This window comes from Microbacterium sp. MYb64 (genome assembly GCF_002979495.1).
Lineage (GTDB): Bacteria > Actinomycetota > Actinomycetes > Actinomycetales > Microbacteriaceae > Microbacterium > Microbacterium azadirachtae_A.
This window is the reverse complement of the sequence record NZ_PCOW01000003.1, coordinates 205187-229322: the sequence shown is the minus strand read 5'-3', so window position 1 is coordinate 229322 and position 24136 is coordinate 205187. Positions and strand designations below refer to the sequence as shown.

Sequence of the window (24136 nt, the reverse complement as noted above, 5' to 3'; positions counted from 1 at the left end):
GGATGCGCCATCACGACCTGCTCCGCGACCTGACCGCGCTGCCGCCCTCCCCCGTGCGGGACGCCTATCTCGAGTTCGTGCGCGCCGGCGACGATGACGCACTGCGCCGCGACGGCGGAGCGGAGCACGTCACGGGATCCTGCTTCGTGTTCTCCCCCGACTTCGCCCAGGTGCTGCTGTGCTTCCACGGCAAGGGGCGGTTCTGGGTGCAGTTCGGCGGGCACGTGGAGCCGCAGGACCGGTCGGTCTCCGCGACCGCGCAGCGGGAGGCGCGGGAGGAGTCCGGGATCGGCGATCTGCGCCTGCTCTCGGCCGCGATCCTCGATCTCGACCGGCATGCGCTGCACGGAGGCTTCGCCTGCGCCGCGCACTGGGACATCGGCTTCGCGGCCCTCGCGGATCCCGCGGCGCCCATCGCCGTCAGCGACGAAAGCGAGGATGTGCGCTGGTTCCCGGTCGACGCCCTGCCCGCGGAGGTGCCGCACGGGTTCGGAGAGCGCCTCCGCGCGGTCCGACAGGCGGCGTTGCAGCTCGCGGACGCCTGAGGACGACCCCCGGCAACGCGGCGGCGCTCAGGCCGCGCGCGCCGCGGACCGGGTGACGGTGACCTGAATGCTCTTCATGAGCGGCTGGTCGCTCTGCGCGCTGAAGTCGGCGTGCCCGATCAGCACGTTCAACTCCGGCATGTAGCCGGCCGCGCAGCCCTGCGGGAGGTCGTAGGGCACCGCGCGGAAGGAGCGCACGACACGGGTGGATCCGTCCTTCGAGGTCGACCGGATGTCGACGAGATCCCCCTCAGCGATCCCCCTCGAACGCATGTCGTCCTCGTGCAGGAAGATCAGCTCGCGCAGGTTCTTCACGCCGCGATAGCGGTCGTTGCTCGAGTAGATCGTCGTGTTCCACTGGTCGTGCGAGCGCATGGTCTGCAGCACCAGCGTCTCGGCGGACGCGGGGATCACATCGGGCAGCGGCGCGTGCGAGAACTCGGCCTGCCCGGACTCCGTCTCGAACACGCGCTCGCGGGCCGGCTGCGGGATGCGGAAGCCGTGACGGTTGCGGATCAGGTCGTTGAAGCCCTCGAAGCCGGGGAGGACCTGCGCCATCACGTCCCTGATCCGGTCGTAGTCCGCGATGTAGTCGTCCCATGGCGTCTGCGACGCCGGCAGGGTGGCCTTCGCGATCCCGGCGATGATCGCGGGCTCAGAGCGCAGGTAGGCCGAGGCCGGCCGCTTGCGTCCCACCGAGAGGTGCACCATGCTCATCGCGTCCTCGACCGTGACGCCCTGCGGACCGGCCTGCTGCTGGTCGCGCTCGGTGCGTCCGAGGCAGGGCAGGATCAGCGCCTTCTCGCCGTGGACGAGGTGGCTGCGGTTGAGCTTGGTGCTGACCTGCACCGTCAGCAGGCAGCGGGTGAGCGCCTCGGCGGTGTACGCCGTGTCGGGGGCGGCGAGCACGAAGTTGCCGCCCATGCCGACGAAGACCTTGACCGTTCCGTCGTGCATGCCGCGGATCGTCTTGACCGTGTCCAGGCCGGGATGGCGCGGCGGGTCGATGCGGCAGACCTCCGCGAGCCGATCCGTCCACGCAGGCGGGCGGTGGTCGATGCCGCAGGTGCGGTTGCCCTGCACGTTGCTGTGCCCGCGCACGGGCGACGGCCCGGTCCCCGGGCGCCCGATGTTGCCGCGCAGCAGCAGCAGGTTCACGATCTCGCGCACGGTGTCCACCCCGTGCTCATGCTGGCTCACACCGAGGCACCAGCTGATCACGGTCCGCTCCGAGCCGAGGTAGACCGCCGCGGATTCGCGGATCCGCTCCTCGCTGAGGCCGGACTGCCGCACCAGCTCCGTCCAGGGCGTGGCCTCGACCAGCGCACGGTAGTCCTCGAGACCGTTCGTGCAGGCGCGGAGGAATGCGGTGTCGAGGACGGTGGGATCCGTCTCTGCCGCCTCGAAGACGACTTTCGCCATCCCGCGGATGAGCGCGAGATCGCCGCCGAGGCGCACCTGCAGGTTCATCGTGCTGGTGGCGGTGCTCTTGAACAGGGCCATGTCGACGAAGTCGTGCGGCACGATCGTCCTCGTCGCCCCGACCTCGACGAGCGGGTTGACGTGCACCACCTGCGCGCCGCGGCGGACGGCATCAGACAGCGCTGTCAGCATGCGCGGGGCGTTCGATGCGGCGTTCACGCCCAGCACGAAGAGCGCGTCGCACTCGTCCCAGTCACGCAGATCCGCGGTTCCCTTGCCCGTGGCGAGCGAGGCCTTCAGCGCACGCCCCGAGGCCTCGTGGCACATGTTCGAGCAGTCCGGGAGGTTGTTGGTGCCGTACTCGCGCACCATGAGCTGATACAGGAACGTCGCCTCGTTGCTCAGGCGTCCCGAGGTGTAGAAGCTGGCCTCGTCTGGGCTGGCGAGACCCTGCAGCTCTTCGCCGATGAGCGCGAACGCGTCGTCCCAGGAGATCGGCACGTACCGGTCGCTCGCGGAATCGTAGCTCATCGGCTCGGTGAGGCGCCCCTGATCCTCGAGGTCGAAGTCCGTCCATGAGGACAGCTCGGCGACCGTGTGCGACGCGAAGAACTGCCGGTCGACGCGCTTATGCGTCATCTCCCACGTGACGTGCTTGATCCCGTTCTCGCAGATGTCCAGGCGCAGATTGCCCGGATCGTCCGGCCAGGCGCAGCCGGGGCAGTCGTATCCCGAGACGCCGTGGTTCATGATGAGCATCGCGCCGGAACCCGCGATCGGCTCGCGCTCGCGCAGCAGCACCTGACCGACCGACTTCGCCGCGCCCCAGCCCGCGGCCGGGTGATGGTAGGGCTTCCGCGACCAGGCCGCCGTCGTGCGCGGCCCGTAGCCGCCCTGCCTGGGCTCGTCCGGCATGAGCCCGAAGGCCGTGCCTCCGCGCGCGTCCACGTCGTCGCTCATCGCTCTGCCTGTCCTTCCCGCACGGGTTCCCCGCCCTGCGTCGCCGCATCGATCAGCACGCGCTGCGCATGCGCGTACACGTTCATGGATCGTCCTCGCACGAAGCCGATCAGCGTCAGCCCGGTCTGCTCGGCGAGTTCCGCCGCCAGCGAGGACGGCGCGGAGACCGCCGAGAGGATCGGGATACCCGCCATGACGGCCTTCTGCACGAGCTCGAAACTCGCCCGTCCCGACACCTGCAGCACGGTCGAGCGCAGCGGGAGCCGCCCCTCCTGGAGCGCCCAGCCGACCACCTTGTCCACGGCGTTGTGCCGGCCCACGTCCTCCCGGATCACGAGCAGCTCGCCGCTGACGGCGTCGAAGAGGGCGGCGGCGTGCAGTCCCCCGGTCTTGTCGAAGGCGGCCTGTTCCGCGCGGAGCCGGTCCGGCAGCTCCGCGATCCATCCCGCCTCGACCTCGACGTCGTCCTGTGCGACGTCGTGGTGCGACACCGTCCGCACCGCGTCGATGCTGGCCTTGCCGCACACGCCGCATGAACTGGTCGTGTAGAAGCGGCGCGCCTCGTCGGCGCCGGGCAGCCGCACCCCGGGGGCGAGCGACGTGTCGAGCACGTTGTAGGTGTTCTCGGCGCCGCCGGTGCCGGGACCGCCGCAGTGGATCGCGGCGCGGAAGTCGGACCTCTCCGAGATCACGCCCTCCGAGACGAGGAATCCGATCGCGAGTTCGACGTCATGGCCGGGGGTCCGCATCGTGACCGCGAGCGGCGCGCCGCCGATCCGGATCTCGAGCGGTTCCTCGACCGCGAGCGTGTCGGCGCGACGATGCACGCCCTCCCCCAGGGCGATCCGGGTGACCGGCCGCAGCGTCGTGATCCGTCCCACGGCTCGACCCTACTCGCGGATCGCGGATCCTCGCCGGATCAGTCCCGCTCGGCGGGCACGCCGAGCGGCGCGGGCTCGGCGATCGGCACGACAGGGCAGTCCTTCCAGAGGCGCTCCAGACCGTAGTACGTGCGCTCCTCCTCGTGGAAGACGTGCACGATGAGGTCGCCGAAGTCGAGCAGCACCCAGCGTGCCTCGCTGCGGCCCTCGCGACGGACGCGCTTGTGGCCCGCCTCGATCATCTTGTCCTCGACCTCGTCGGCGATCGCGGCGACGTTGCGCTCGCTGTTGCCGGTGACGAGGAGGAAGATGTCGACGAGCGGCAGCGGCTCCGACACGTTCAGCGCGAGCAGATCCTCTCCGCCCTTGGAACGGGCCGCGTCGGCGGCGATCTGCAGCATGTCTGCGGCGGACGGCGACTGCATCATGAAGAGAACGCTCCTGTGGTGATGGCGACGATGAGCGCGCCGACCAGGGCGACGGCGAGAGCGCCGGCGGTGATGGTCAGAGCGAGCATGAGCTTGTTGCCCTTTTCGGGCTCGGGCGGGCGGATGACCTCGCCGGCGGGCTTGATCGTGCCGATCGCCGCGCTGGCGGCGATCGGGGTGGGCGAGGACGCGGGTGCGAGCTCGCCGTCGACGAGCACGGCGTCGACCTCCTTGCCGTCGGCGACGCCGTCGGCGTGGCCGCGCGAGCCGAGGCCCGAAGGAAGGTCGTAGCTGCCGGTGACGAGGATCTCTCCGGTGGAGGCGACGGGACCCGACAGCGACAGACCAGCAGGCGCCTGCTGGAAGATCAGGGCGTTCGGTGCGGCGTGGTGCGAGCCCGTGGAGTCGCCGATCAGCGCGTCGAAGGAGTCGGCCTGCGGGGTGCGCGCCTGCTCGGCGAGCACGCGCTGGCCGAAACCGGCGTTGACCGTGGACGCGGAACCCGCGGCGGGCGCGGTCTGCGGTACGGGGCGCGGCGCGGCCTCCGCGGGTGCGGCAGGCGCCTGCGGAGCCTCGGGGGCGGAGTCCGCCGACCAGAGCGCCGTCTGCTCGGACGAGAAGGGCAGGCTCACCGGGTCGGAGTCCGGCGCGGGCGTCGGGCCCGCGACGGGGACCGCGGGCAGCAGCGAGGCGGAAGACGTATCGGCCGGACGGGAGGACCGCGTGCCCTCGACCGACTGGGGCGCGGCGGCGACGGGATCCGCCTGCCACGTGCGTCCGGTCTCCTCCTCGGCGCGCATGACCGAGGAGACCGAGACCGGGGCGACGCCCTGTTCGGCGTCGTCGACGCCGTCCTGCTCGTCGGACTCAGGGGCAGACGCGGGCGCGGTGGATTCGAACGACTGGCGACGGCTCGGGTAGCTGGGCCGCGGAACGTCGGTGATCATCTCGGACGCCGCGGGCGCCGCGGGCACGGCCGGCGCGGGCTCGGGGGCGACAGGCGCCGCGGCCGGGACCACCGGCGGGGCGAACGAGGGGGCCGCCGTGGCAGGGGCCGCAACGGGTTCGGGTGCGAGGGCAGGCGTGTTCGGAGCACCCTGGGCTGACGGATCGGACACCGGCAGCGCACCGGTGCGGAGCCGCTCCTGCTCGCGCTTCTGGCGACGAGTGAGCGGCTCTTCGCCCTCGGCGGAGTCCTGGGGGTCGACGTCCGCCGGCGCGGCCGGTGCAGCAGGCTCAGCGACAGGGGCCTCGATGACAGGTGCCTCGGCGACGGGCTCCGCAACGGGGGCCTCGAGAACGGGCTCCGCCACCGGCGCGTCCGCCGCAGTCGCCGCAACGCTCTGCAAGCGCGATGCTTCGGCCTCCTCCGGAGTGACGATCGGGGTCGATCCGGTGAGGCGCACCTCCCGCAGCTGCTTGCGGGTGAGTTGGGTGCTGCCGGCTGACTGATCAGCAATGTTCGCGTGCTGATCCGATGTGCTCATGACGTGCTCCGATAGAGGTGATGCTTCGCGATGTACTGGACCACACCGTCCGGCACGAGGTACCAGACGGGATCCCCCTCGCGGACGCGGGATCGGCAATCGGTCGACGAGATCGCGAGGGCGGGGACTTCGAGTTGGCTGACGTCGTCGCTGGGCAGACCGTCCGTGCTCAGCACGTGACCTGGTCGGGAAACCGCGACGAAGTGGGCCAGATCCCACAGTTCATCATGATCCCTCCAGCTGAGAATCTGCGCCACGGCGTCTGCGCCGGTGATGAAGAAGAACTCCGCATCGGGGCGCTGGGTCTTCAGATCCCGCAGCGTGTCGATCGTGTAGGTCGGGCCCTCACGGTCGATGTCCACGCGGCTGACGGTGAACGACGGGTTCGAGGCCGTCGCGATGACCGTCATCAGATAGCGGTGCTCGCTGTCCGACACGTCGCTCTTCTGCCACGGCTGACCCGTGGGCACGAAGACGACCTCGTCCAGTCCGAACGAGTGCGCCACTTCGCTGGCGGCGACGAGGTGACCGTGATGGATGGGGTCGAAAGTTCCGCCCATCACGCCGATCCGCGGCGCAGGAGTGGTCGTCATCGGATCAGCTCAGTGACCGTGACCGGCCCCGTGTCCTTCGTGACCGTGCTCCGCCGCCCACGCCTGAGCCTTGCGGTCGTGGCGGTTGGCGACGTTGCGGTAGGAGAGCGCGACCAGGCCGAGCAGCGCGAACACGCCGGCGGCGATCAGACCGAACGGAAGGGTCTCCAGCGCCACGTTGCCGTGGTGCTCGGTGGTCTCTGCGGCGGTCTGCACGAGCTGTGCGACGAGGTTCATCGATTCTCCAGAGTGATCAGGGTGGATCTCAGCTCCTCAGTCTAGCCCTCAGCCGCGCGTCTGCCCCGCTCCGCGCGCGAGCCACTTGGTGCTGGTCAGCTCGGCGAGACCCATCGGGCCTCTGGCGTGCAGCTTCTGCGTGGAGATGCCCACCTCGGCGCCGAAGCCGAACTCGCCCCCGTCCGTGAACCGCGTCGACGCGTTCGCCATCACCACGGCCGAGTCGACCTCGGCCAGGAAGCGCTCGATCGCGAGGGCGTCCGTGCTGATGATCGACTCGGTGTGCCCCGTGCTGTACTGCCGGATGTGCGCGAGAGCGCCGTCGAGATCGTCCACCACGCGCATCGACAGGTCGAGGCTCATGTGTTCGGTGTCCCAGTCCTCGTCGGTCGTCGGGACCGCCGCGGGCACGAGCCGGCGGACGTCCTCGTCGCCGTGGATCGTGACGCCCTGCGCGATCAGCGCCTCCGCGACCTCGGGCACGAGCCGGTCGGCGGCGGCGCGGAGCACCAGGACGGTCTCCACCGCGTTGCACACGCTGGGGCGCTGCACTTTGGCGTTCACGACGATGTCGCGTGCCCAGTCCAGCGGAGCGGTCTCGTCCAGCACGATGTGCACCACGCCGGCCCCCGTCTCGATCACGGGGACCGTGGATTCGGTCACGACGGTCTCGATGAGCCCTGCACTGCCGCGCGGCACGAGCACGTCGATGAGACCGCGGGCGTGCATCATCGCCGTGGCGCCGGCGCGGCCGAAGTCGTCCACGGTCTGGATCGCCTCTGGGGTCACCCCTGCCGCGGCGAGGGCGTCGCGCATGACGCGCACGAGCACGGTGTTGCTCTCCTTGGCGGCGCTGCCCCCGCGCAGCACGGCCGCGTTGCCGGAGCGCAGCGCGAGCGCGGCGATGTCGACCGTGACGTTGGGGCGGGCCTCGTAGATCGCGCCGACCACGCCGAAGGGCACTCGAACCTGCTCGAGGGCGACGCCGTTGGGCATGCGATGCCCGCCGACGACGCGGCCGACGGGATCCGGCAGGGCTGCGACCTCGCGCACGGCCGCCGCGAGCGCATCGATCCGCTTCTCGTCCAGGCGGAGCCGGTCGAGGAGCCCGTCGCCGATGCCGTCCTCCGCGCCGCGCGCGAGGTCGAGCGCGTTGGCGGCGATGATGTCGGCCGACGACGCCGTGAGCGCGTCGGCGATCGCGTGCAGGGCGGCCGCCTTGCCTGCGCTCGTGAGTCGCGCGACCTCGCGGGACGCCTCCTTGGCGGCGCGCATCCGCGTCTCGGGCGATTCCGTCCCGTCCTGCGCGGAGGCGTCTGCGGGCACGGCGAAGTCGGCGATCACGGTGGACATGCGGTCAGTGTACCCATGCGCCGCACCCCGCAGGCCCGGATGACGGAATCAGACCGCGGGCTCGAACCAGGTGCCGATCTCGGCGCCGGAGAGCGCCTCTGCGACCAGATCAGCGCTGGTCACCAGCACGCCGATGCCGCTCGCGGCGGCCAGGCGGGCGGCGGAGACCTTGGTCGCCGCCCCGCCGGTGCCGACGCTGTTCACGACGGTCGCGCCGAACTCGAGTCCGGAAAGGTCCGCGCCCGCCGCGACGATGTCGAGCGGTTCGGCGCTCGGGTCGGATGGCGGCCTGGTGTAGAGCGACTCCACATCGCTGAGGAGCACGAGCGCATCGGCCCCGGTCAGCTGCGCCACGAGTGCGCCGAGCCGGTCGTTGTCGCCGAAGCGGATCTCCTGCGTGGCGACGGTGTCGTTCTCGTTCACGATCGGCAGCACGCGCAGGCCGAGCAGGCGCTCCATGGCACGGCGCGCATTGCTGCGCGATGTCGGATGCTCGAGGTCGCCGGTGGTCAGCAGCACCTGACCCGCCACGATGCCGTGCGGGTGCAGGGCCTCCTGGTAGCGGTAGATGAGCACGTTCTGCCCGACGGCGGCCGCAGCCTGCTGCGTGGCCAGGTCGGTCGGCCTGGCGTCGAGCTGCAGGAACGGGATCCCCGTCGCGATCGCACCGGAGGACACCAGGACGATCTCGGTGCCGCGCGCGTGCGCCTCTGCGAGCGCCTCCACGAGCACTGGGATCCGCCAGGCCGCCTCACCGCTGATCGAGGAGGATCCGACCTTGACGACGATCCGCGCCGCCGTCGGCAGATCCGCCCGGGTCAGCGCCGTCACTCGACGTCCTCGATGCCGGAGTCCTCCCCCGCTGCGGCGCCTCGGGCGAGGCGCTGCTCCTCGAGCTCGGCCCGGGCGGCCGCCTTCGCATCCATGCGCTCGTGGTACCGCTCGCGGCGCTCGTTCGTGGTGCGGCGGGTGTTCGGGTCGAAGCGCGAGTCCAGACCGCGCGGCGAGGTGATGAGCTCTGCGGCCGACGACATCTGCGGCTCCCAGTCGAACACGATGCTCTCTCCGGGGCCGATCACGACGGTGGATCCGCGCTCGGCGCCCAGGCGGAAGAGCTCGTCCTCGACGCCGAGCTTCTCGAGCCGGTCGGCGAGGTAGCCCACGGCCTCCTCGTTCTGGAAGTCGGTCTGCTGCACCCAGCGCACCGGCTTGTCGCCGAGGATCCGGTACACGTTGCCGTAGCTGCCGCCCTCGACGCGGATCTCGAACTCGCGCTTCGAGCCGCGCGGTCGGATGACGACGCGCTCCTTGGGCGCGGCGGCGGCCGCAGCCAGCTCGGCGCGGTGCTCGTCGACGATCTCGCCGAGGGCGAAGGTCAGCGGCCGCAGCCCCTCGTGCGACACGGTGGAGATCTCGAACACGCGGAAGCCGCGCTCCTCGAGCTCGGGACGCACGAAGTCGGCGAGCTCACGGGCCTCCGGCACGTCGATCTTGTTGAGCGCGATCACCTGCGGGCGCTCGAGCAGCGGGACCTGTCCCTCGGGCACCTCGTAGGCGGCGAGCTCGGCGAGGATCACGTCGAGGTCGCTGAGCGGATCGCGGCCGGGCTCGAGCGTGGCGCAGTCGAGCACGTGCAGGAGGGCCGAGCACCGCTCCACGTGCCGCAGGAACTGCAGGCCGAGGCCGCGGCCCTCGCTCGCGCCCTCGACGAGGCCGGGGACGTCGGCGACGGTGTAGCGCGACTCTCCGGCCTGCACGACGCCGAGGTTCGGATGCAGCGTGGTGAACGGGTAGTCCGCGATCTTCGGCCGTGCGGCGGAGATCGCCGCGATCAGGCTCGACTTGCCGGCGGATGGGTACCCGACCAGCGCCACATCGGCGACGGTCTTGAGCTCGAGCACGACGTCGCCCTCGAAGCCGGGCGTTCCCAGCAGCGCGAAACCGGGCGCCTTGCGCTTCGGCGTCGCGAGCGAGGCGTTGCCGAGGCCGCCGTGTCCGCCCGCGGCGACCACATAGCGCTCCCCCGGGATGACCATGTCGGTGAGGATCTCGCCGTCCGGTGTCTTGACGACCGTGCCCACCGGCACGAGCAGCTCGAGGTCCTCGCCGTCGTAGCCGGAGCGGTGATCGCCCATGCCGAATCCGCCGTTCTGCGACGTGCGGTGCGGCGAGTGGTGATACGACAGCAGCGTGCCGGTCTGCGGGTCGGCGACGAGCACGATGTCGCCGCCGTCACCGCCCTTGCCGCCGTCCGGGCCGCCGAGGGGCTTGAACTTCTCGCGGTGCACGGACACGCAGCCGTTGCCGCCCTTGCCCGCGCGCAGGTGCAGCGTCACCCTGTCGACGAACGTGACCATGCGGATCCTCCTGGATTGGGGGCGGGAAGGGACGTGCCCGGAAATATGGAAACGGGGCGAGCCGAAGCCCGCCCCGTTCCCGAACAGTGCCCAGCCGAGGCTGGGCCTGTGGAAGCCTTACTCGGCAGCCGCGACGATGTTGACGACCTTGCGGCCGCCCTTCGCGCCGAACTCGACCGCACCGGCGGCGAGGGCGAAAAGCGTGTCGTCGCCACCACGGCCGACGTTGACGCCGGGGTGGAAGTGCGTGCCGCGCTGACGGACGAGGATCTCGCCGGCGTTGACGGCCTGGCCGCCGAAGCGCTTCACGCCGAGTCGCTGTGCGTTGGAGTCACGACCGTTGCGGGTCGAGCTCGCACCCTTTTTGTGTGCCATTTCTCAGCTCCTCTTCGTGCTTACTTGATGCCGGTGATCTTGAGGCGCGTGAGGTCCTGACGGTGACCCTGGCGCTTCTTGTAACCGGTCTTGTTCTTGAACTTCTGGATGACGATCTTCGGGCCGCGGAGGTGGCTGACGACCTCGGCGGTGACCTTGACCTTCGCGAGCTTGTCGGCGTCGGTGGTGATCTTGTCACCGTCGACGAGGAGCACCGCGGCGAGCTCGACCTTGTCGCCCTGGGCCGCCTTCAGGCGGTCGAGCTGAACGATCGTGCCGACCTCGACCTTCTCCTGGCGTCCACCGGCGCGCACTACTGCGTAAACCACTTCATACCTGTTTCGTTGGGGAGCGGAACCGCTCCGTAATCTCACGGGAAGACTGTGCTTGCATCGCGCCACAGCAGAGGGATCCGCAGTGGCGGGCGCGAGTTGCATGATCCCGCGGCGGCCGAGTGGGGCGTCCGGCGCGGTGCACCAAGGAGCTACTTTACCGGATGCGGCGTCCCCTCGCAAAGCGAGCGCCGCCGTGTCGGGATCCCGGATCCGATCGCGGGGCGGATCGGCCTCCACGCCTCTCCCCGCGTCTAGGATCGCGGAATGGCGATCCTCGTGGACGACGCGATCTGGCCCGCGCACGGCCGCCTCTGGGCGCACCTCGTGAGCGACGCCAGCGTCGCCGAGCTGCATGCCTTCGCCGCACGCCACGACATCCCCCGCCGGGCGTTCGACCTGGACCACTACGACGTCCCCGCCGACGCGCTGGACCGGCTCGTCGCGGGCGGCGCCGAGCACGTGGGCGGCAAGGAGCTCACCCGCCGGCTGATCGCATCAGGCCTCCGCGTCCCGGCCCGCGACCGCACCGAAGGACACGACCACGACACGAGGCTCCCGCGATGACCTCGAGCAGGCTGGAGGCGTTCAGCGACGGCGTCCTCGCGATCATCATCACGGTGATGGTGCTCGGACTCGCCGTGCCGAAGGGGTCGACCTGGACCGACCTCGTGCACACTTCGGGACTGGGGCTGCTCACCTATCTGCTCAGCTTCGTGTACGTCGGGATCTACTGGAGCAACCACCACCACCTGTTCCAGCTGCGCCCCGCCGTGAACGGCACCGTGCTCTGGGCCAACCTGCACCTGCTGCTCTGGCTCTCGCTCTACCCGTTCACCACCGCGTGGCTGACCGAGACCCGCGTCGCCCAGGTGCCGACGATCGTCTACGGACTGAATCTGCTCGGCGCCGCCCTCGCCTACACGATCCTGCAGCGGACCATCGCGCGGCAGCCCGGCGGCGAGAGGTTCCGCGAGGCGTTCGGGCGCGACGTGAAGGGGATCGCGTCCGTCGTGCTGTACCTCTCGGGTCTTGCGCTGTCGTTCGTGGTGCCGTGGCTGGGTCTGGTGCCGTTCGTGATCGTGGCCGTGATCTGGCTCGCACCGGACCGGCGCGTCGAGCGCTACCTGCGCGCGCACCACGGCGCGGTCCCGGCGGGGAACGGCGAGGAGGACCCGGCGCCGTAGCGCCGAGCCCTCCTGACGTGGTCTTGCGGGGCTGTCAGCCCTGGTCCGCCTGCGGCGCGGCCTCGGTCGTGTGCACGATCGCGGTGCCCGCGGACAACGCGGCGGTGGTCACCCGGCGACGGTTGCGGCCCTGTCCGGGCGCCTTCGGCTCGGGAAGCGCGTCCAGCACGGAGTCGAGCAGCTGCTCCGCCTCCGTCTTGGGCGCCTTGCCGCGGTCGGAGCCGCGCTTCTTGCGCGGCTTCTTGGCGCGCTCCTGCCCCGCACGCTCGGACGGAGCCTCCGCGGCGGGCTCGACCGGAGTCTCGCCGGCTGCCGTCGGCGTCTCCCCCGCGGCGCGGCTGGACGCGGCGATCTGGGCGAGGGCGGACTTGGCGCCCTCGGGAATGACGTGCGTACCGCCGTTCGCCGGCGCCGCAGCCGGTGCCGGAGCAGGCGCGCCGGCGTTCGCGGAGCCGTTCCCACCGCGCTGACGACGGTTGGAGCTCTGCTGAGGCGCGGCCGCACGGTGCTTCACGACCGGGTCGTGGTGCACGATCACACCGCGGCCCGCGCACACCTCGCAGGGCTCGCTGAAGGTCTCCAGCAGGCCCAGGCCGAGCTTCTTGCGGGTCATCTGCACGAGGCCGAGCGAGGTGACCTCGGCGACCTGGTGCTTGGTGCGGTCGCGGCTCAGGCACTCGACGAGACGGCGCAGCACGAGATCGCGGTTGGACTCGAGCACCATGTCGATGAAGTCGACGACGATGATGCCGCCGATGTCGCGCAGACGCAGCTGGCGGACGATCTCCTCCGCGGCCTCGAGGTTGTTCTTGGTGACGGTCTCCTCGAGGTTTCCCCCCGAGCCGACGAACTTGCCGGTGTTGACGTCGACCACGGTCATCGCCTCGGTGCGGTCGATCACGAGCGATCCGCCGGAGGGCAGCCAGACCTTGCGGTCCAGCGCCTTCTCGATCTGCTCGGTCACGCGGAACACGTCGAACGGATCGCGGACGTCCTCGTACGCCTCGACCCGGTCCAGCAGGTCGGGGGCGACGCCCTCGAGGTAGGTGCGGATGGTGTGGCCGGCGTCGGCGCCCTGGATCCGCATCCGGGTGAAGTCCTCGTTGAAGACGTCGCGCACGATCTTGACGAGCAGGTCGGGCTCGGCGTGCAGCAGCGCAGGCGCCTGCTGGCTCTCGACCTGCTTCTGGATGTAGCTCCACTGCGCGGTGAGGCGCTGCACGTCGTTGGTCAGCTGCTCCTCGGTCGCGCCCTCGGCCGCCGTGCGCACGATCACGCCGCTGGACTCGGGGAGCACCTCCTTGAGGATGCGCTTGAGGCGCGCGCGCTCGGTGTCGGGCAGCTTGCGGGAGATGCCGTTCATGGATCCGTTGGGCACGTACACGAGGTAGCGGCCTGGCAGCGAGATCTGGCTGGTGAGGCGGGCGCCCTTGTGGCCCACCGGATCCTTCGTGACCTGCACGAGCACCCGGTCGCCCGCCTTGAGGGCGAGCTCGATGCGACGCGGCTGGTTGCCGGTCTCGACGCCGTCCCAGTCCACCTCGCCGGAGTACAGCACGGCGTTGCGGCCGCGGCCGATGTCGACGAACGCGGCCTCCATGCTGGGCAGGACGTTCTGCACGCGCCCCAGGTACACGTTGCCGATGAGCGAGGCGTCCTGGTTGCGGGCGACGTAGTGCTCGACGAGCACGTTGTCCTCGAGCACGGCGATCTGGGTGCGCCCGTTCTTGGATCGCACGATCATCTCGCGGTCGACGGCCTCGCGGCGGGCGAGGAACTCGGCCTCGGTCACCACGGGGCGACGTCGGCCGGCGTCACGGCCGTCGCGGCGGCGCTGCTTCTTGGCCTCGAGCCGGGTGGAACCCTTGATCGCCTTCGGCTCGGTGATGTACTCGACGACGCGCTGGCGCTGGCGCGGCTGCTCGCTGTCGCCGCCACGCCCGCGGGTGCGACGGTTGTCCTCGCCGTCCTGACCGCTGTCGCGCGTGCGGACCGGGAACGGCACGAACGCGGGAGCGTGGAAGTGCAGCTGCGTCGAGACGCGCGAGACGAAGATCTCCGGCAGCAGACCGAGGCTCACGGCGGTCGCAGCCTCCGGCTCCGCCTGGGGGGCGGGATCGGGCTCGACTGCAGGGGCCGGCTCGGGCTCTGCGGCAGCAGGCTCGGCCTCAGCGGACGCCTCGGTCGGGGCCTCGGGCTCGGTCTCAGCCTCGGGCTCCGCGACGCTCTCGGCGTCGGCGGATGCGTCGGCGTCCGCGACCTCGGCGGGAGCGGAGTCCTCGTCCGTCGGCGCGGCCGCCGGCTCTGCGGGCTCGGGAGCTACCGGCGCCTGCAGCGCGTCGAGATCGAGGGTGGGGGCGTTGTCATTGTTCTCGTCGGCCATCTCTGGCGTACTCCCTGCACGACGGCCCGGCCGTCGTGAATTCTCTCGTGCGGCGCACTCGGCGCCGCGAACTCAATCGGTCTGCGATCGGCATGTGCTCTGATCGCTGGGGGCCGGGGCCCCCGAAGTCTGTATCCGCCGACCGCCATCATGGTGGTTCGACCCGTCCATTATCGCACCATCAGGGCAAGATGCCCGACTCGACGCGAAGCGGAGCGCCGCATGCACGTCGCACAGAAGCGCGACTGCCATAATCGCGGCATGTCCGCACAGCGCACCCGTCCCGTCGGCTACGCCATCTGGCTCATCATCGCGAGCGTCGTGGGGTGGTGGGCCGCCTTCCAGCTCACCCTCGACAAGTTCGCCACCGCAGCCAATCCCAAGGCCGCCCTGGGGTGCGATATCAGCGCCTTCGTGCAGTGCGGCGCGAACCTCGATTCGTGGCAGGGCTCCGTGTTCGGCTTCCCGAACCCCCTCATCGGCCTCACCGGATGGATGGCCCCGCTCGTGGTCGGGGTCGCGATCCTCGCCGGCGCTCGCTTCCCGCGCTGGTTCTGGGGGCTCTTCGGCCTCGGCATCACGGGCGCGTTCGTGTTCATCTGCTGGCTGATCGGCCAGAGCTTCTTCGCCCTGCACACCCTGTGCCCGTGGTGCGGACTGACCTACATCGTGGTGATCCCGACGTTCCTGGCGACGGTGCTCCAGCTCTTCGCCAACGGGACCTTCCCGATCAGCCGCAGCGCGCAGGAGCGTGCGAAGCGGCTCGGCGCCTGGGTCCCGCTCGCCTCGATCCTCGCGTTCGTGATCGTCATCCTGCTGGCGCAGTCCGCCGGCGTGGACCTGGTCGGCGAGGTCGTCCGCCTGTTCCGCGGCTGACCTCGGGCTTCGGGATCCCGACGCGGACCTCAGCCCCTCGTCCAGAGCTTCTCGATGCCGACAGTCCCTTGAAGGATGCGCTCGGCGGCGCGGTGACCGGAGAGCATGGCGGCGTTGACGGTGGCGGGGTCGTCGGTCCAGGTCGCTTCGCCGGCGATGTGCAGCCTCCCGCCGATCGGTGTGGCGAGGTGGTCATGGTCGGACGTCGTCGATCCGACGGCCATGTAGGCATAGGCTCCCCGTGAGTAAGGATCGTCTTGCCACGCGGTGCGGTCCGCCCGCGTCGGGCCGACGGCACGATCGCCATAGAGGCGACGCAGTTGCGCCATGACGGACTCGACGACCCGGTCGTCATCCCACGTCCGCGTGGCGTGGGCCGCGCGCCCCGCGGCAAAGGTCAACAGCGTCGGCTCGCCGTGCAGCGCGGTGAGGTCGTACCAGCAATGCCACCAGTCGCCGGCAGAGCCCTGCTGCCGGATCGCGTACACGTCGTCGTCCCAGAACCTGACCGGGAACCTGAGGAAGACCTTCTCGAACGCGTTCATCCGGAGCCGGCTCAGGGCATCGCGGTTGACCGGCGGCAGCGGGGGCGTGATCGTCACGGTCCCGCTGCGGAGCACACCGACGGGCAGCGTGATGACGGCGTCGTGCGCGACGAAGTCCCGCTGGCTGCTCGTGACCCGAACGGCGTCCGACCAGACGATCTCGGTCACCACGTGGTTCATGCGGACATCGAGGCCCTCGGCCAGCCGCGCGGGCAGCACGTCGTACCCGTCGGGGAAGACGACCTCGTCGCCTTCTATCGAGTCGTCGTCGAGACCGTGCGCCGCGAGCTCCTCGATGATCGCGCCGTACTGCTCTTCCGACCGATGAGCGAGGTACTCGCGGACCCGTTGCGTGCGTTCCTGATCCCACCCTTGCGCATCCAGCGCCGCTTCGGTGACGTCGCGATAGGAGGCGTCCGGTGCCGAGCCCGAGATCGCATCTGCGAGAACGTGATCCACCAGATGGATATCCGCGACGAAAGCGGCGGTCGCCTCCACCGACAGACGATGCCCGTCCGGTCCGTAATAGGCGATCGGCCGGCTGTCCGGCTGGTAGCCGCCAACGGTGAACTCCTGCGTGCGCATGCCGAAGGCGGCGGCCGCATCCGCGACCGGACTGCCATCGATCCCGTGGATCCACGATGCGCCGAGATCGGTCGGCGACCCCGCGCGGTCGGTTCGCACACGCCCGCCGACGCGATCGCGCGCTTCGAGAACGATCACCGCTTTCCCTGCCAGGGCGAGGAGCCGGGCCGCCGTCAGTCCCGCTACACCAGCGCCGACGACGATGACATCGCACCGCTCCGTCACGACAACTCCTCTTTCCTTTTCGGAGGTCACAGGCCTCCGTCGATGGAACGCGGGAAGTCGGCCGGATCCTCGGGCACCATGACCTCGGTCTCCCTGTTGAGGCTCTCTCCGCGGAAGAATCTCTTGGATCTCGGGAAGAGATACCAGAGCAACATCAGAACCAGTCCGATCCCCAGGGAACCGATGCCCACGACGAACGTTCCGCCGATGCCCCAGATCACGGTGTTGCCGTAGTCGGGCTGCCACATGTCCACGGCCGACTGCACGAATGCGGCAGTGAGCATGATGCCACCCAGGAGCGGGAAGAGGCCCTTGAAGAAGAAGTCCCGGACGGAGTGGGTCAGCTCCTCCCGGAAATACCACACGCACGCGAATCCGGTGATGGCGTAGTAGAAGGCGATAGCGAGACCGAGCGACAGGATCGAGTCCTGCAGGATATTGTCGCTGATCAGCGTCATTCCCACGTAGTACGCGACCGCCACCACCCCCATGACGAGCGTCGAGAAAGACGGGGTCTTGTAGACGGGATGCACGTCCTTGAACTTGGCCGGCAGTGCACGGTAGACACCCATCGCGAGCGTGCCTCGCGCGGTCGGCAGGATCGTCGTCTGCGTCGAGGAGATCGCGGAGATGATGACCGCGACGACGAGCACCCAGCCGAACGGACCCAGCAGGCCGTCCTTGATCGCGAGGAAGAAGTTGTCGGCGTTGGCCTCGTTCCCCAATCCTGTTCCCTTGGCCCCCAGTCCGGCGTACATCATCGCCGCGATCGTCACCGACACGTAGGTGACGAGCAGGATCACCGTGGTCAGCAGTGCCGCACGACCGGGGATCCGCTTCGGATCCTTCGTCTCCTCGTTCAACGCGAGGCAGGTGTCCCAGCCCCAATAGATGAAGAGCGCGAGCAGGATCGCCTGCGTGAATCCGGACCAGGAGGTGAACGCGAACGGGTTCAGCCACTCCCAGGAGAACGGCGTCGCACCTGGTGCAGAGCCCGTAGCGAACTGCCAGACGGCCGCGATCAGGAAAACGGCGAGCGCCAGATACTGGACGCCGAGGAGGACGTTCTGGAGACGTTCGCCGATCTCGACGCCGCGCCAACTGACCCACGTCATCGCGGCGATGAACAGCACGGCGACGAGGATGACCCTCAGGTCGTTGTTGGTCACGTCCTGTCCCAACAGGGACCAGAAGTAGACGGAGGCGATCTGCGCGAGGTTCGCGAGCACCACCATCCCGGCGACCGCGACGCCCCACCCTCCCATCCACCCGACGACGGGCCCGAACGCCTTCGTTCCCCAGGTGAAGGTCGTGCCACAATCCGGAACCGCGTTGTTCAACTCGCGATAGGCGAAAGCGATCAGCAGCATGGGCACGAACGCAAGGATGAACGCGATCGGAGCCTGCGCTCCGACGGCGATCACCACCCAGCCCAGTGACGCGACCAGCGAATACACCGGTGCCGTGGACGCCAAACCGATAACGGTCGATCCCCACAACCCCAGCGTTCCTGCTGCCAGTCCTTTTCCCTCAGGATTTCCCAAATGGATCGGCGTCGTCGACATGCAAGTGACAGTAGGACCAATCCGCTCGGCCGCACAAGGCGCAGGCCGTCCCTCTCTGCGCGCGCATCGAGGCCCTGCGCTTCGTCACGGAAGCACCGGGCCTCGATGCGCTCGGATGCTCAGCCGAACCAGATGCCGAGCTCGCGCGCGGCGGACTCGGGCGAGTCGGAGCCGTGCACCAGGTTCTGCTGCACCTTCAGACCCCAGTCGCGGCCGAAGTCGCCGCGGATCGTGCCGGGGGCGGCGGTGGTCGGGTCGGTGGTGCCGGCCAGCGAGCGGAAGCCCTCGATGACGCGGTTGCCTGCCAGGCGGATCGCCACGGACGGGCCGGAGAGCATGAACTCGAGCAGCGGCTCGTAGAACGGCTTGCCCTCGTGCTCCGCGTAGTGCGCGGCGAGGAGGTCGCGGTCGGGGTCGACGAGGCGGATGTCGACGAGGGCGTATCCCTTGGCCTCGATGCGGGCCAGGATCGCGCCGGTCAGGCCGCGCGCGACGCCGTCGGGCTTGACCAGGACGAGGGTCTCTTCGGTGGGCATGTCAGTCACTCTCTGTGGTCGTTTCCAGGGGTGTCGGTGGAGGAGTCGGGGGCGGCGGGGGCCGCGGACGGCAGCGAAGCGCCGGCCGAGCGGGCGGCGCGGTCTGCGCGCCCGCCCACGATCATCGCGTAGGCCCACATTCCGCCGAAGACGATCGCGACCAGCAGGATCGCGGGCACCAGGATGGCGGACAGCAGGACGATGACCTGCAGGATCCATCCCATCACGATTCCGGCTCTGCTGCCCATGAGACCTGCCGCGACGAGCATCGCGACGCCGACGACGGCGCCGCCCACGATGCCCCACCACGGCTCGATGCCCGGGCCGAGTGCCTTCAAACCGAAGACGGTCAGCCCCGCGAGGCCCACGACGATGGCCTCGAACGCGAGGATGATCGATCCGAGCTTCTGGGCGAGGCCGCGCGGCGGGCGGGCCCGGCGCGGCTTCGCGGTCGCGGATCCGGATGCGGTCTCGTCGGTCACGCGCGCCATCCGCTCTTCCAGTCCTCGGCGGCGGCGAGCGAGATCGCCTCGCCCGCCAGCACCACGGATCCGGCGATGATCACCGCGCGGCGGTCGGCCGAGGCCGCCCATTCGCGCGCGGCGTCCGCCGCCTCAGCCAGGGTCGGGTGCACGGTGGCCCGACCGCCGGCGCGCTCCACCAGGTCGGCGAGGGCGTCGGGGTCGCTCGCACGGTCGGAGTCGGGAGCCGTCGCGAACACGTGCTCCACGGAGGGCAGCAGCGTCTCGACGATGCCCGTCGCATCCTTGTCGCCGAGCACGCCGAGCACGAGGCCCCACTCGTCGAAGTCGAAGCTGTCCTTCAGCGCAGCCGCGAGGGCGCGCGCGCCATGCGGGTTGTGCGCGGCGTCGACGATCACGGTCGGCGCGATGCCGAGCAGCTGCAGGCGGCCCGGCGAGGTCGCGCCCGTCAGGCCCTCCGCGAGCACGTCGCCCACGATCGCGTGCTGCGCTCCCCCGATGAGCGACTCCACGGCGGCGATCGCGAGAGCGGCGTTGAACCCCTGGTGCTCGCCGTACATCGGCAGGTACTCCTCGGCGTACTGCCCCGCGAGCCCGCGCACGGTGAGCTGCTGACCGCCGACGGCGAGGCGCTGCTCGACGAGGGCGAAGTCCTGACCCTCGAAGGCGATGCTCGCACCGCGCTCCGTCGCGACGCGGCGCAGCACGGCCTCGGCCTCCGGCGTCTGACGCGAGGAGACCACGGCGGCGCCGTCCTTGATGATCCCGGCCTTCACCTCGGCGATCTTCGCGATCGTGTCGCCGAGGCGGTCGGCGTGATCGAGGTCGATCGGCGTGAACACCGCGACGTCGCCGTCGGCCGTGTTCGTGGAGTCCCAGGATCCGCCCATGCCGACCTCGAGCACGAGCACGTCGATCGGGGCGTCCGCGCAGGCCACGAAGGCCAGCACGGTGAGCAGCTCGAAGAAGGTCAGCGGCGCATCGCCCGCGGCCTCGAGCTCGGCGTCCACGATGCCCGCGAAGGGCTCGATCTCCTCCCACGCGTCGGCCACGGCGGCGTCGGCGATGGGCTCGCCGTCGATCATGATCCGCTCTGTGAATCGCTCGAGGTGCGGGCTCGTGAACAGGCCGGTGCGCAGCCCGTGCGCGCGCAGCAGGCTCTCGATCATGCGCGCGGTCGAGGTCTTGCCGTTCGTGCCGGTGAGGTGCACGACGCGGTAGGTCTTCTGCGGGTCGTCCATGAGCTCGAGCAGGCGCGCCGTGCGCTCCTTGCGGGGCTGCACCCAGCGCTCTCCTGCGCGCTCCATGAGCGCGGAGTAGACCGCGTCCGCGCGCTCTCGGTCATCTGTCACTTCGTCTCGCTCCGCTCGCTCAGCGCATCGCACGATGCGTCTCCGATCCGGCTCACGGCGACGGCGAAGCCGCCGCGGTTGGCGTAGGTGCCGTTGTCGATGTCCGCCACGAACTCGGCGGCGGCGAACTCGGCGCCCGCATCCAGGATCCCCGCCTCGACGGCGAGCGTCTCCTCGGCGACGCCGGCGACGGCGAACGCCGCGCGGACCGCCGCGGCGTCCTCAGCATCCTCGAAGCGTAGCTGCAGGCGGATGCGGTCGCTCACGTCGAACCCGGCGTTCTTGCGGGTGTCCTGCACGGCGCGGATCACGTCGCGCGCCAGGCCCTCCGCCTCGAGCTCGGGCGTGGTGGCGGTGTCGAGCAGCACGAAGCCGCCGGTCGGGACGACGGCGAGCGCCTCGCCCTCCGGCCGGCCCGTGGTCTCCAGGGCGAGCTCGTACTCGTGCGGCTCCAGGGCGATGCCGTCGGCGGTCACCACCCCGTCCTCCTCGGTCCAGAAGCCGTCCTTCGCGGCGCGGATGACGCGCTGCACCTCCTTGCCGAGGCGCGGGCCCGCGGCACGGGCGTTGACGCTCAGGCGGTGGCTGATGCCGTACTCGGCCGCGGTGGCCTCGCCCTGCGCGACGAGCTCGACCGCCTTGACGTTGAGCTCGTCTCGGAGGATGTCCTCGAACGGCGCCAGGGCGTCCGCCTGAGGGGTGACCACGGTGAAACGCGCCAGGGGCAGCCGCACGCGCAGCTTCTCCTTCTTGCGGAGCGCATTGCCGACGCTGGACAGCTCGCGCACGGCGTCCATCGCGTCGCGCACGTCATCCGCGTGCGGGAACAGCTCGGCGTCGGGCCAGTCGGTCAGGTGCACGCTGCGCCCGCCGGTGAGTCCCTGCCACACGCGCTCGCCGATGAGCGGCACGAGGGGAGCCGCCACGCGGGTCAGCGTCTCGAGGACGGTGTACAGCGTGTCGAAGGCCTCGGTGCCCGAATCGGTCCCTGAGCCCGTCGAAGGGTCGATGCCGACCCAGAACCGGTCACGCGACCGGCGGATGTACCAGTTCGTGAGCACCTCGGCGAAGTCGCGCAGGCGCGAGGCCGCGGTGGTCGAGTCGAGCCCCTCGAGGTCCTCCTGCACGCCGCGGACGAGGTCGCCCGTGCGCGCCAGGATGTACCGGTCCAGCACATCGGTCGAGTCCGTGCGCCAGCGCGCCTGGTAGCCGGCGCCGTCGGGGCCGCCCGCGGCGTTCGCGTAGGTCGCGAAGAAGTACCACGAGTTCCACAGCGGCAGGATGAACTCGCGCACGCCGGCGCGGATCCCCTCCTCGGTGACCGAGAGGTTGCCGCCGCGCAGCACCGAGCTCGACATCAGGAACCAGCGCATGGCGTCGGATCCGTCCCGGTCGAACACCTCGGAGACGTCGGGGTAGTTGCGCAGCGACTTCGACATCTTGTAGCCGTCGGATCCGAGCACGATGCCGTGGCAGCTCACCCCGGTGAACGCAGGGCGATCGAAGAGCGCGGTCGATAGCACGTGCATGAGGTAGAACCAGCCGCGGGTCTGCCCGATGTACTCGACGATGAAATCGGCCGGCGAGTGCGAATCGAACCACTCCTGGTTCTCGAACGGGTAGTGCACCTGCGCGAACGGCATGGATCCGGAGTCGAACCACACGTCGAAGACGTCCTCGATGCGGCGCATCGTGCTCTTGCCGGTGGGGTCGTCGGGGTTCGGCCGGGTGAGCTCGTCGATGAACGGGCGGTGCAGATCCACCTCGCCCTCGGTGTTGCGCGGCAGCCGGCCGAAGTCCCGCTCCATGTCGGCGAGGGATCCGTAGGCGTCCACGCGCGGGTATTCGGGGTCGTCGCTCTTCCAGATCGGGATCGGGGATCCCCAGTACCGGTTGCGGCTGATCGACCAGTCGCGCGCACCCTCGAGCCACTTGCCGAACTGGCCGTGCTTGACGTTCTCCGGCACCCAGGTGATCTGCTCGTTGTTCGCGAGCATGTCGTCCTTGAAGTCCGTGACCCGCACGAACCAGCTGGAGACCGCCTTGTAGATGAGGGGGTTGCGGCAGCGCCAGCAGTGCGGGTACGAGTGCAGGTAGCTCTGCAGGCGCAGCAGGCGGCCGTTCGCGCGCAGCAGGCGCACGAGCGGCGTGTTCGCGTCCATCCAGAGCTCGCCGGCGACGTCGGTGACGTTCGGCAGGAAGCGTCCGCCCTCGTCGAGCGACAGGATCGTGGGGATCCCCGCCGCGCCGGCGACGCGCTGGTCGTCCTCACCGTAGGCGGGCGCCTGGTGCACGATGCCGGTGCCGTCGCTCGTGGTGACGTAGTCGTCGACGAGGATCTGCCAGGCGTTCTGCGTGCCCCAGGTCTCCGTGTCGGCGTAGTAGTCGAAGAGGCGGTCGTAGGTCACCCCGCCGAGCTCGGCGCCGGTCACGGTCGCGGAGACCGCGGCGAGCGCGTCCTCTGCGCTCTCGTAGCCGAGGTCCTTCGCGTAGCCGCCGAGGAGATCCCGCGCGAGCAGGAAGCGGTCGCCCTGCGCGCCCTCGGACGCGCCGTTCGGCCCCACGGGCAGCACGGCGTAGACGATCTCCGGTCCCACGGCGAGCGCGAGGTTGGTCGGCAGGGTCCACGGGGTCGTGGTCCACGCCAGCGCGCGCACGCCCTCCAGTCCCAGGGCCGCGGCTTTCTCCCCCGCGAGCGGGAAGCTCACGGTGACGGACGGATCCTGACGCTCCTTGTAGACGTCGTCGTCCATGCGCAGCTCATGCGCCGAGAGCGGCGTCTCGTCGCGCCAGCAGTACGGGAGAACGCGGTAGCCCTCGTAGGCGAGCCCCTTGTCGTGCAGGGTCTTGAAGGCCCAGAGCACGCTCTCCATGTAGCCGAGGTCGAGGGTCTTGTACCCGCGCTCGAAGTCGACCCAGCGGGCCTGCCGGGTGACGTAGTCCTGCCACTCGTGCGTGTAGGTGAGCACGGACTCGCGCGCCTTCGCGTTGAAGACGTCGATCCCCATCTGCTCGATCTCGTCCTTCTCGGTGATCCCGAGCTGCTTCATCGCCTCGAGCTCGGCGGGAAGGCCGTGCGTGTCCCACCCGAACACGCGGTCGACCCTCTTGCCGAGCATGGTCTGGAAGCGCGGGAACAGGTCCTTCGCGTACCCGGTGAGGAGGTGGCCGTAGTGGGGCAGGCCGTTGGCGAACGGAGGGCCGTCGTAGAAGACCCACTCCTCTGCGCCCTCGCGCTGCGCGATCGAGGCGCGGAAGGTGTCGTCGGCCTCCCAGAACGCGAGCACGTCGCGTTCGATCTCGGGGAAGCGCGGGCTCGGGGTGACGGCGGCCGGACCGAACGAGGATCCGGTGGGAGAGGTGCGCGGGTAGGTCATCGTGTCTCGCAGTGTCAGTGGCGGGCGGGAGCTGCGCGCCGGGACGATCCTGT

At 70.1% G+C, this 24136-nt stretch carries 22 protein-coding genes; 4 read left to right on the top strand and 18 right to left on the bottom strand.

The genetic code is table 11. The features are described from left to right. Positions 1–2 precede the first annotated feature (2 nt). A complete protein-coding gene (locus tag CQ044_RS04995; RefSeq protein ID WP_105687273.1) occupies positions 3–545 on the top strand; it encodes an NUDIX hydrolase in 543 nt (180 codons plus the stop codon). Positions 546–572: 27 nt separating this feature from the next. Here the strand turns inward: CQ044_RS04995 and CQ044_RS04990 are convergent, their stop codons facing one another. The 11 genes from CQ044_RS04990 to rplU all read right to left on the bottom strand — a co-directional run bounded on the left by CQ044_RS04990 (position 573) and on the right by rplU (position 10967). Continuing rightward, positions 573–2927 (bottom strand): FdhF/YdeP family oxidoreductase, encoded by a 2355-nt coding sequence (locus tag CQ044_RS04990; protein WP_219844921.1) that lies wholly within the window; start codon positions 2925–2927, stop codon positions 573–575. After that, complete coding sequence (gene fdhD, locus CQ044_RS04985) at positions 2924–3808, bottom strand: formate dehydrogenase accessory sulfurtransferase FdhD (RefSeq protein WP_105687271.1); 885 nt, start codon at positions 3806–3808, stop codon at positions 2924–2926. The genes CQ044_RS04990 and fdhD overlap by 4 nt, the downstream gene beginning before the upstream one ends. A 38-nt stretch (positions 3809–3846) precedes the next feature. Further along, positions 3847–4236, bottom strand: coding sequence for a ribosome silencing factor (rsfS, locus tag CQ044_RS04980; protein ID WP_045272566.1), 390 nt, complete (start codon positions 4234–4236; stop codon positions 3847–3849). Further along, a complete protein-coding gene (locus tag CQ044_RS04975) occupies positions 4233–5723 on the bottom strand; it encodes a hypothetical protein (RefSeq protein WP_105687269.1) in 1491 nt (496 codons plus the stop codon). Before CQ044_RS04975 ends, rsfS begins: the two co-directional genes overlap by 4 nt. Next, complete coding sequence (gene nadD, locus CQ044_RS04970; protein WP_045272564.1) at positions 5720–6316, bottom strand: nicotinate-nucleotide adenylyltransferase; 597 nt, start codon at positions 6314–6316, stop codon at positions 5720–5722. The genes CQ044_RS04975 and nadD overlap by 4 nt, the downstream gene beginning before the upstream one ends. A gap of 9 nt (positions 6317–6325) precedes the next feature. Next, positions 6326–6553, bottom strand: coding sequence for a hypothetical protein (locus CQ044_RS04965; protein ID WP_045272563.1), 228 nt, complete (start codon positions 6551–6553; stop codon positions 6326–6328). Between the two features lie 48 nt (positions 6554–6601). After that, a complete protein-coding gene (locus CQ044_RS04960; RefSeq protein WP_105687268.1) occupies positions 6602–7906 on the bottom strand; it encodes a glutamate-5-semialdehyde dehydrogenase in 1305 nt (434 codons plus the stop codon). Positions 7907–7954: 48 nt separating this feature from the next. Further along, on the bottom strand, positions 7955–8737 hold the full coding sequence (gene proB / locus CQ044_RS04955) for a glutamate 5-kinase (protein WP_105687266.1): 783 nt from the start codon (positions 8735–8737) through the stop codon (positions 7955–7957). Continuing rightward, complete coding sequence (obgE, locus tag CQ044_RS04950) at positions 8734–10263, bottom strand: GTPase ObgE (protein ID WP_105687265.1); 1530 nt, start codon at positions 10261–10263, stop codon at positions 8734–8736. Before obgE ends, proB begins: the two co-directional genes overlap by 4 nt. Before the next feature lie 117 nt (positions 10264–10380). Further along, positions 10381–10638 carry a 50S ribosomal protein L27 gene (rpmA, locus tag CQ044_RS04945; RefSeq protein WP_045272559.1) on the bottom strand — a complete coding sequence of 86 codons (258 nt, stop codon included), beginning with the start codon at positions 10636–10638 and terminating at the stop codon, positions 10381–10383. 20 nt (positions 10639–10658) lie between these two features. Continuing rightward, entirely contained in the window at positions 10659–10967 is a 309-nt protein-coding gene (gene rplU, locus CQ044_RS04940; protein WP_045272558.1) for a 50S ribosomal protein L21, read from the bottom strand. A gap of 270 nt (positions 10968–11237) precedes the next feature. Here rplU and CQ044_RS04935 point away from each other — a divergent pair, with 270 nt between their 5' ends. Both CQ044_RS04935 and CQ044_RS04930 read left to right on the top strand, forming a co-directional pair. Beyond that, positions 11238–11537, top strand: a complete 300-nt coding sequence (locus CQ044_RS04935; protein ID WP_045272557.1) for a DUF4031 domain-containing protein — start codon at positions 11238–11240, stop codon at positions 11535–11537. Further along, the gene (locus CQ044_RS04930; protein ID WP_045272556.1) at positions 11534–12157 is read left to right on the top strand and encodes a TMEM175 family protein; all 624 of its coding nucleotides are present in this window, start codon (positions 11534–11536) and stop codon (positions 12155–12157) included. The genes CQ044_RS04935 and CQ044_RS04930 overlap by 4 nt, the downstream gene beginning before the upstream one ends. A 34-nt stretch (positions 12158–12191) precedes the next feature. On the opposite strand, the gene CQ044_RS04925 is transcribed toward CQ044_RS04930, so the two are convergent. Continuing rightward, positions 12192–14540 (bottom strand): Rne/Rng family ribonuclease, encoded by a 2349-nt coding sequence (locus tag CQ044_RS04925; protein WP_105687263.1) that lies wholly within the window; start codon positions 14538–14540, stop codon positions 12192–12194. Positions 14541–14801: 261 nt separating this feature from the next. On the opposite strand from CQ044_RS04925, the gene CQ044_RS04920 reads away from it, so the two are divergent. Beyond that, positions 14802–15416, top strand: coding sequence for a vitamin K epoxide reductase family protein (locus CQ044_RS04920; RefSeq protein ID WP_105687261.1), 615 nt, complete (start codon positions 14802–14804; stop codon positions 15414–15416). Positions 15417–15445: 29 nt separating this feature from the next. Here the strand turns inward: CQ044_RS04920 and CQ044_RS04915 are convergent, their stop codons facing one another. The 6 genes from CQ044_RS04915 to ileS all read right to left on the bottom strand — a co-directional run bounded on the left by CQ044_RS04915 (position 15446) and on the right by ileS (position 24083). Then, a complete protein-coding gene (locus CQ044_RS04915) occupies positions 15446–16771 on the bottom strand; it encodes an NAD(P)/FAD-dependent oxidoreductase (protein ID WP_181158183.1) in 1326 nt (441 codons plus the stop codon). 26 nt (positions 16772–16797) lie between these two features. Next, the gene (locus CQ044_RS04910; RefSeq protein WP_105687259.1) at positions 16798–18336 is read right to left on the bottom strand and encodes an APC family permease; all 1539 of its coding nucleotides are present in this window, start codon (positions 18334–18336) and stop codon (positions 16798–16800) included. A 119-nt stretch (positions 18337–18455) separates the two neighbouring features. Then, positions 18456–18872 (bottom strand): nucleoside-diphosphate kinase, encoded by a 417-nt coding sequence (ndk, locus tag CQ044_RS04905; RefSeq protein WP_045272553.1) that lies wholly within the window; start codon positions 18870–18872, stop codon positions 18456–18458. A 5-nt stretch (positions 18873–18877) separates the two neighbouring features. After that, on the bottom strand, positions 18878–19363 hold the full coding sequence (locus CQ044_RS04900) for a DUF4233 domain-containing protein (protein WP_045272552.1): 486 nt from the start codon (positions 19361–19363) through the stop codon (positions 18878–18880). Further along, a complete protein-coding gene (locus CQ044_RS04895; protein ID WP_105687350.1) occupies positions 19351–20661 on the bottom strand; it encodes a folylpolyglutamate synthase/dihydrofolate synthase family protein in 1311 nt (436 codons plus the stop codon). The genes CQ044_RS04900 and CQ044_RS04895 overlap by 13 nt, the downstream gene beginning before the upstream one ends. A gap of 41 nt (positions 20662–20702) precedes the next feature. Then, positions 20703–24083 carry an isoleucine--tRNA ligase gene (gene ileS / locus CQ044_RS04890; RefSeq protein ID WP_105687258.1) on the bottom strand — a complete coding sequence of 1127 codons (3381 nt, stop codon included), beginning with the start codon at positions 24081–24083 and terminating at the stop codon, positions 20703–20705. Between the last annotated feature and the right edge of the window lie 53 nt (positions 24084–24136).

What these genes read in the sequence shown, in the direction of transcription:
- CQ044_RS04995 (WP_105687273.1), top strand. Translation starts at nt 3, where the DNA reads ATGCGCCATCACGACCTGCTCCGCGACCTGACCGCGCTGCCGCCCTCC.
- obgE (WP_105687265.1), bottom strand. Translation starts at nt 10,263, where the DNA reads ATGGTCACGTTCGTCGACAGGGTGACGCTGCACCTGCGCGCGGGCAAG.
- CQ044_RS04900 (WP_045272552.1), bottom strand. Translation starts at nt 19,363, where the DNA reads ATGGCGCGCGTGACCGACGAGACCGCATCCGGATCCGCGACCGCGAAG.
- CQ044_RS04930 (WP_045272556.1), top strand. Translation starts at nt 11,534, where the DNA reads ATGACCTCGAGCAGGCTGGAGGCGTTCAGCGACGGCGTCCTCGCGATC.
- rpmA (WP_045272559.1), bottom strand. Translation starts at nt 10,638, where the DNA reads ATGGCACACAAAAAGGGTGCGAGCTCGACCCGCAACGGTCGTGACTCC.
- CQ044_RS04895 (WP_105687350.1), bottom strand. Translation starts at nt 20,661, where the DNA reads ATGGAGCGCGCAGGAGAGCGCTGGGTGCAGCCCCGCAAGGAGCGCACG.
- ndk (WP_045272553.1), bottom strand. Translation starts at nt 18,872, where the DNA reads ATGCCCACCGAAGAGACCCTCGTCCTGGTCAAGCCCGACGGCGTCGCG.
- rsfS (WP_045272566.1), bottom strand. Translation starts at nt 4,236, where the DNA reads ATGATGCAGTCGCCGTCCGCCGCAGACATGCTGCAGATCGCCGCCGAC.
- CQ044_RS04965 (WP_045272563.1), bottom strand. Translation starts at nt 6,553, where the DNA reads ATGAACCTCGTCGCACAGCTCGTGCAGACCGCCGCAGAGACCACCGAG.
- CQ044_RS04960 (WP_105687268.1), bottom strand. Translation starts at nt 7,906, where the DNA reads ATGTCCACCGTGATCGCCGACTTCGCCGTGCCCGCAGACGCCTCCGCG.
- CQ044_RS04925 (WP_105687263.1), bottom strand. Translation starts at nt 14,540, where the DNA reads ATGGCCGACGAGAACAATGACAACGCCCCCACCCTCGATCTCGACGCG.
- nadD (WP_045272564.1), bottom strand. Translation starts at nt 6,316, where the DNA reads ATGACGACCACTCCTGCGCCGCGGATCGGCGTGATGGGCGGAACTTTC.
- CQ044_RS04920 (WP_105687261.1), top strand. Translation starts at nt 14,802, where the DNA reads ATGTCCGCACAGCGCACCCGTCCCGTCGGCTACGCCATCTGGCTCATC.
- ileS (WP_105687258.1), bottom strand. Translation starts at nt 24,083, where the DNA reads ATGACCTACCCGCGCACCTCTCCCACCGGATCCTCGTTCGGTCCGGCC.
- CQ044_RS04935 (WP_045272557.1), top strand. Translation starts at nt 11,238, where the DNA reads ATGGCGATCCTCGTGGACGACGCGATCTGGCCCGCGCACGGCCGCCTC.
- CQ044_RS04975 (WP_105687269.1), bottom strand. Translation starts at nt 5,723, where the DNA reads ATGAGCACATCGGATCAGCACGCGAACATTGCTGATCAGTCAGCCGGC.
- CQ044_RS04910 (WP_105687259.1), bottom strand. Translation starts at nt 18,336, where the DNA reads ATGTCGACGACGCCGATCCATTTGGGAAATCCTGAGGGAAAAGGACTG.
- CQ044_RS04990 (WP_219844921.1), bottom strand. Translation starts at nt 2,927, where the DNA reads ATGAGCGACGACGTGGACGCGCGCGGAGGCACGGCCTTCGGGCTCATG.